This is a genomic window from Streptomyces europaeiscabiei, assembly GCF_001550375.1.
GTDB classification, from domain to species: Bacteria; Actinomycetota; Actinomycetes; order Streptomycetales; family Streptomycetaceae; genus Streptomyces; species Streptomyces europaeiscabiei.
This window is the reverse complement of sequence record NZ_LRTR01000892.1, coordinates 1-6072: the sequence shown is the minus strand read 5'-3', so window position 1 is coordinate 6072 and position 6072 is coordinate 1. Positions and strand designations below refer to the sequence as shown.

General features: G+C 73.7%; 4 protein-coding genes. 3 read left to right on the top strand and 1 reads right to left on the bottom strand.

Annotated elements, in window-relative coordinates:
- Positions 1-1966, bottom strand: a 1966-nt coding sequence (locus AWZ10_RS45275; protein WP_060894143.1) for an ATP-grasp domain-containing protein, incomplete at its 3' end; no start/stop codon positions are given.
- Between the two features lie 457 nt (positions 1967-2423).
- Here AWZ10_RS45275 and AWZ10_RS45270 point away from each other — a divergent pair.
- Genes AWZ10_RS45270 through AWZ10_RS45260 form a run of 3 tightly spaced genes read left to right on the top strand, consistent with a single transcriptional unit; the run spans position 2424 to position 5907 of the window.
- On the top strand, positions 2424-4319 hold the full coding sequence (locus AWZ10_RS45270; protein ID WP_079104715.1) for a WD40 repeat domain-containing protein: 1896 nt from the start codon (positions 2424-2426) through the stop codon (positions 4317-4319).
- Positions 4316-4945 (top strand): GTP cyclohydrolase II RibA, encoded by a 630-nt coding sequence (gene ribA / locus AWZ10_RS45265; RefSeq protein ID WP_060894142.1) that lies wholly within the window; start codon positions 4316-4318, stop codon positions 4943-4945. Before AWZ10_RS45270 ends, ribA begins: the two co-directional genes overlap by 4 nt.
- On the top strand, positions 4942-5907 hold the full coding sequence (locus tag AWZ10_RS45260) for a formylglycine-generating enzyme family protein (RefSeq protein WP_060894141.1): 966 nt from the start codon (positions 4942-4944) through the stop codon (positions 5905-5907). Before ribA ends, AWZ10_RS45260 begins: the two co-directional genes overlap by 4 nt.
- Positions 5908-6072 lie beyond the last annotated feature (165 nt).

Below are 6072 nucleotides of genomic sequence, written 5' to 3'. Positions count from 1 at the left end.
TCTTCCGATCTCGGGCGGCGGGGGCTCCGTCGCGCAACTGCCGTGCGCCGTGGGCGGCGGAGAAGGTCAGCATGGCGCGGACCGGCTCGGCGGCGTGGATGCGGCGGGCGGCGGCGCGGATGTCCGGGCCGGTGGAGGCGGTGTGCCACTGGCCACGGCAATGGTGTTGCCAGCGCGTTCGTGCCCGGCGTTCGCCGTCGGGCCCCGAGGTCCAGATCACGCTCACCCGGGCCGTCACCGCTCCCAGGGCGGCCATGATCCGGTCGGCGGGGTCCTCGGCGCCGAGCAGCAGCAGCACATGCTCGCCGCACGGCGCGTCGTGCGGGGCGTGCGGGGTGTGCGGGGTGTGACCGGACGGTTCGCCGGCTTGGCGTGGGGGGCGGCCCGGTCGCAGGTCCCCTGCTGAGGGCGGGCGGCCCGTCGGGGAGTCCTCCGGCACCGGCAGGCGGCCCGTTGAGGACTCCCCCGGCACCGGCAGGCGGCCCGTTGAGGACTCCCCCGGCACCGGCAGGCGGTCCGGTCGCAGGTCCCCTGCTGCCGGCGGGCGGCCCGTTGGGGACTGCCCCGGTATCGGCGGGCGGTCCGGTCGCAGGTCTCCTGCTGCCGGCGGGCGGCCCGTTGGGGACTGCCCCGGCACCGGCGGGCGGTCCGTTGGGGAGTTCTGCGGTTTCGGGTCGGCGGGGAGGGCGTCGGCCGCCTCCGTGGTGTCCGGCACCGGGTGCAGTTCCAGTGACTCCAGGATGCGCCGGGCGGCCTCGGCAGCATGGCGGGCGGCCTCGTCGCCGGTGCGGCCACGGGCCAGTACGTAGCCGATCCGGTCGTGGTTGGTGCGCAGCGCGGCCACCCGGTCGCCGGTGCCGGCGGTGACGTGGGACTCGATCACCTCGTCGGTGAGCACGTCCTGCGGTTTCACTCCCCGCACCACGGCGTCCACGGGAGAGAAGAGGTGGTGCAGGGCGACGACACTCTCGTTCGGCGCGGCTTCGCGCACCGGGTCGCCGACGGCGAGGGCCACCAGGTCGGCGGTGAGTGAACGATGGAGCGCCAGCGACATCTGACGGGCCACCACATGCCCGGCCACCCGGCCGTTGATCTCGATGAGCTCCGGACCGGTCGGTGTGAGCAGCAGTTCGGCGTGGACGGCCGAGGAGCGGACACCGATGGCCCGCACGGCGTCGAGGACGAACGCGCGCGCGGCCTCCTCCTGTTCGATACGGGCCGGGAAGTGGCCGCCGAGCTCCGCCGTCTGACCGGGCGGTGCCGGCAGCCGCTCGGCGAACCCGAGCAGCACGGTGCGGTGGTCCTGCACCAGCAGTTCGGCACTGACGTGCCGGCCCACCGCGTACTCCTCGATGAGCGCGCGCGGTGGCGTGCCGTCGGGGCCGGCCGGCACGCCGAGCACCTCGGCCAGCGCGCGGGCGGCCTGCGCCCGGCTCCAGGCGATGCTCACTCCCACCGACCATCCGCCCGCGGTCGGTTTGACCACCACGGGCAGCCCGATCTCCTCGACGGCCGCCAGGCCCTCGGCCGCGGTGGCGGCCACCCGCCAGGCGAGCGCGCCGATGCCGCGCTCGGTGAGCCGCGCGCGCACGGCGGCCTTGTCGCTCAGGATCCGGGCCGCCGACAGCGATTCGTGGGGCAGTCCCAGGTCGCGGGCCAGCTCGGCGGCAGCGGGCAGATGCACCTCGTCCCGGCAGATCACCCCGTCGGGCGGGAGGGGGCCGAGCCGGCCGCGCAGCCGGTCCGCGAGGACGCCTCTCGCCAGGTGCGGAACCTCGACGATGCGTGCCGCACGCGCGGACAGTTCGAACCCCGGATTCTTTCGATGGGCGTCGAGCGTCTCGGTGACGAAACTGACCTCGATACCCGAGTCGGCCATCTCCGCGATCATGTCGAATCCACGGACGGATGCCGTCTCCACCAGAACAATGTGCACGCCGCTCAGCTCCCCGGCCGGTCCCTGCATTCGGGCAAGCGTCCGCCCGCCGCGGCGAATGCCTCAACCGCGTCCGGCGGAATCGGTCAGGTAGCGCACCGGGCAGACGGCGCACCGGGCAGGTGGCGCACCGGGCAGACGGCGCACCGGGCAGACGGCGCACCGGGCAGGTGGCGCACCGGCCGGGTGGGCGTCGGACGGGCGCCTCTGCCAGGCCGGCGCCGCATCGTCAAGTCCGCGGCCGGCAATGGTCGAAGTTGCCGGATTGCGTGCCGGCCGCTGGCCGTTCGGCGGGCCGCCCGCCTAATTTCGGAGTTCGGCGGACGAATGCGAAGCGCAGCGCCGGGCGGCGGGAAAGTCCAGGAATTCCGAGGCGTCAGGAGCGCCCTGGAGCTATGGATCCCGTGGGCTTCCACCGCATGTTCAAAAAATACGGAAGAAATTCAAGATCCCATATTCGAGAACACGAGGAAAAGGACGAGACGGCGTGCGACCCATTGATCTTCCGGCCTACGGACCAGGCCACTTTGCTCCGCTCACCCATGTGGGCTTCAGGCCTGACGGAAAGCGGCTGGCCAGCTGTTCGTACGACGGCACGGTCATCGTCTGGGACACCGGCGACCCGTCCCGTCCCGCTGAACTGGCCAGGCTGCGCCACCGCCGTCTGGTCAACGCCTGCGCCTGGAACCCGGCCGACGGCGAGGTGCTGGCCACCGCGTCCGCCGACAAGACGGTGGCCGTGTGGCGGGTGGGCGAGGAGGGCGGGGCGGTGCTGCACACCGTCCTGGCCCGGCACACCGACGACATCAACTCGGTGGCCTGGCTGCCCGACGGCAAGCGGTTGATCTGTGTGTCGGAGGACGGGCGCGCCACCTTGTGGTCGGCCGCCGACGGGGCGTTCCTGGGCGAGGTCGGCTCGCACGAGGCGCACTGCATGATGGTGTCGGTCAGCGCGCGGGGACTCGTTGCCACGGTCGGTGAGGACGGTCTGGTCGCCGTCAGTGATCCGGACGGCCGCGGCGCGCCCGTCACCCGCCGCTACGGCTCCTCCATCGAGGGCTGTGCCTGGTCCCACTCGGGCCGGCTGCTGGCGGTGGCCCGCGACGACGGCGCCGTCGACCTGCTCACCGCCGGCCTGGAGGTGGTCCGCACCGTCGCCGTGTCCACGTCCGCGGCGCGCTCGGTGGCCTGGTCCGAGGACGACTCCTGCTTCGTCGTGGGCGCCTACGACGGGGCTCTGCACTACTTCGACGTGGCCGGCAGGCGTCTGCACCGCAGTGAGGACCGGCGGGTGTGGCCGCGCTCGGTCACCGCCGCCCGGGGTGTGGTGGCGGCCGGCAGTTTCTGGAACGGCCCGCATCTGTACGATTTCGCGACGGGCGCGGAGATCTCTGCTCCCTCCGGGGCCACGCACGGGCCCAACGCGCTGGCCCGGCTGGGCGGCGAACTGCTCATCGGCACCGACTCCGGTCTCGTCGTCGCCGTCGCCCTCGGGGCCGGGGGCACGGATCCCGGTCCGGTCCGCCTGATCGACCTCGGTCTCAGTCCGGTGCTGTCCCTCGCCGTCCACGACGGGGTGCTCTTCGCCGGCACCTACTCCGGGCACGTCCTGCGCCACGACGGCCGTGCCGTCACCTCCAGCGCACAGCTCGGCTCCCCCGTGCCCTCCCTGGCCGTCCACGACGGCCACCTCGTCGCCGGCACCTACAACGGGGAGTTCCTCCTCATCTCCCCGGACACGCTCGGGGTGGTGGAGCGGATCGAGGCCCACGGCGGGTCGGTGAAGTCGCTGGCCGCCGTCCCCGGCGGTTTCCTGTCGGCGGCCACCGACCGCACCGTCGAGGCCGGCGGGGTGCGGGGACGCAGCAGGCTGTGGGAGCACGGCAACCTCGTCAACGCGGTCGCCGTGCTGGGCGGCGGGGTCGCCGCGAGCGCTTCGCGCGACCACACCGTCAAGGCCGGCCGGATCGTCCGCCTGCCCGACGGCACCTGGCGTGCGGAGCGCGTGCAGACCCTGCTGGGCCCCGACGAGTCCGTCAAGTGCGTGGCCCTCGTGGGCAGCGCCGAGCGGCCCGTGGTGCTCGCGGGTTCCTACGACTTCGGCCTGTACGCCTGGCAGGTCGACTTCGACCGGGCGGCGGCCACTCTGGCCTCCGGCCGTGTGGTGGACCACTTCGCCCAGGGCGTGTCGTGCATGCTCCGCCTCGGTGACGGCACCGTCGCCGTCGCGGGCTGGGACGGCCGCGTCCTCCTCGTCGGCGTCGACAGCGCCGGCCTGCCCGTCGTCGAGCGCTCGCTGCACCTGGGCGAGTTGCTGACGTCTTCGACCCGACCGACAGCGCCCGCAGTGGTGGGCCGCACCGTGGAAGGCAGGGCCGCATGAACACCCTCGTCACACTGCCCGCTGCCCGGGTCCGCGCCCGGGTCCCCATCACCCTGGACCGCGCGCGGGGCCGCCGGGCGGAACTGGTCACCTTCCATCAGCTGCCCGACGCCGCGGAGCACATCGCCTGCGTCGTGCCCCACGCACCGCAGTCCGTGCCGCTGGTGCGGCTGCACAGCGAGTGCCTGACCGGTGACGTGTTCGGCTCGGCGCGCTGCGACTGCGGACCGCAGCTCGACGAGGCGCTGGCCGCCCTGGCCGACACCGGCGGTGTCGTGCTCTACCTGCGCCAGGAGGGCCGCGGCATCGGCCTGTACAACAAGCTCGACACCTATGTCCTGCAGGACCAGGACATCGACACCTTCCGCGCCAACCGTCTCATCGGACGCGGCGAGGACGAACGGGACTACCGGGCCGCCGCCGCGATGCTGCGCGCGCTGGGCCTGACCCGTATCCGGCTGCTGACCAACAACCCCGACAAGGTCGCCCAGCTGCGCGCCCTGGGCATCGGTGTCGAGGCGGTCGTGGCCACCACCGTTCATCTCACCCCCGACAACGCCGCCTATCTGGCCGCCAAGGCCGGCAGCGGCCACACCCTGGCGCTGCTTGAGGAGGCGGGCGCATGAACCTCCAAGACGTCGCGTCCTGCGCGCACTTCGCCGAGCAGGCCGACCTCACCGACCCCGCCCTGGTCCATCCCTCGCCCGGTGCGCGGTGCGCCCTGGCCGACCGGCCGCGGCTGGCGAGGGCCGTCGAGGACCCCGCGCTGGCGCTGGCCGAACGGCTGGCCGCCGGGGGCATGCTGGCCCTGCTGGGAGACCCGCGCATCACCCCCGTCCCGGCCGTGTGCTCCGTGGCGGGAGGAGCGGTCCGTATCGGGCTGCCGGCCGAGGAGGCCGGGTACGTCACCCGCGCCTGGGCCCACCGCGGTGTGCAGGAGTCCTGGATCGCCAAGGAGAGCCCCGAACACACCGTGCGGATCAGCGACTTCTTCATCGCCCGCTACCCGGTGACCAACGGCGAGTGGCGTGCGTTCCTGGCCGACACCGGCCTCACAAAGCGCCCCACCACCTGGTATCTGGGCGCCTACCCCTGGGACCGCTCCAACCATCCCGTCGCCGGGATCCGCGCCGAGCACGCCGACGCGTACGCGCGCTGGCTGTCCAAGCGCACCGGCCACCCGTGGCGGCTGCCCACCGAGGCGGAGTGGGAGTACGCGGCCAAGGGCCCCGACAACCGCCCCTACCCGTGGCAGGGCGGCTTCGATCCGGATGCCTGCAACACCCGTGAGACGGGGGTGCACACCACCACCCCCGTCGGCGCGTTCCCGGCCGGGGCCGCCCCGTGCGGCGCCCTGGACATGGGAGGCAATGTGGAGGAGTTCACCGCCGACGACTACGCGCCCTACCCCGGCGGCGAGGCTGTGGCGGATCACCTGGTGGAGTCGATGGGCAGCTACCGCATCGCCCGCGGCGGCGGCTTCGCCCGGTTCGGCGACCTCACCCGCACCCGCCGCCGGCACGGCCCCTTCCCCGGGCCCCTGTACCCGGTGGGTTTCCGGCTGGCCAGCAGCGAGCGCCCGTCATGAGCGCGCCGACGACGACCGCACCCGTGACAGCCGCACCGGTGGCGGGGGTGCCGGTGGCGGCCGTGCCGGTGGCGGGGGTGCCGGTGGGCTACCGGTACATCGAGCGGGCGCTGCGGGCCCGGCGTCCCGACCGCGCCGCGCTGGAAGCGCCGTTCAGATCGGAAG